Source organism: Pseudoalteromonas sp. NFXS53 (assembly GCF_056629255.1).
The window spans coordinates 1-740 of the sequence record NZ_JBWVBR010000050.1; the positions used below are offsets into that span (position 1 = coordinate 1).

Annotated in this window: 1 protein-coding gene; it reads left to right on the forward strand. The window is 43.0% G+C overall.

What is annotated here, in order from left to right; genetic code table 11:
• The coding region (locus AC1HJP_RS21145) for an alpha/beta hydrolase family protein (protein ID WP_480363465.1) at positions 1-740 on the forward strand (740 nt) is incomplete at both ends.

A 740-nucleotide genomic window follows, 5' to 3' on the forward strand; every position in this document is an offset into this window, starting at 1 on the left:
CGTTTGATGGCAGAAACTAAGCCTGTTTCATTTAAAGCGAGAGACGGCCTTGAAATTCATGGTTATCTTACTTTGCCTTTCAATAAAGAAGCTAAAAACCTACCTCTTGTGGTAATGCCTCATGGTGGTCCTCATGGTCCGAGAGATTGGTGGGGGTTTGACTCTGATGCACAATTACTTGCCAATCGTGGTATCGCCGTTTTAAAAGTGAACTTCAGAGGTTCAGGTGGATATGGTCGTGCATTTGAACATGCAGGTCACCAAAAGTGGGGGTCAGCAATTCAGCATGACATCATAGATGCGACTAAGTATGTGATTGAACAAGGCTACGCAGATCCTAAAAATATGTGCATCATGGGCGCCAGCTTTGGTGGCTACTCAGCACTACAAAGTTCGATTATTGAGCCAGATATGTTTAAGTGCGCGATTGGTGTTGTAGGTGTTTATGACCTGCCATTGATGTTTGAAGAAGGCGATGTAGCAGAGCGCAATTCTGGTCAAAGGTACTTAACGCAAGTATTGGGTACAGATGAAGCAAAGCTTAAAGCTTATTCGCCTTCTTATAATATCGACAAACTAAAAGCACCAGTGCTTATTGTACATGGTGGTGATGACGAGCGAGCACCGATTGAGCAGGCTGAATCTTTGGTTGATGCTTTGAAAAAAGCGAAGCATCCATATGAATACATGTTGTTAGAAAATGAAGGACATGGTTTTTATAAGCCGGAGCATAGAGCCAA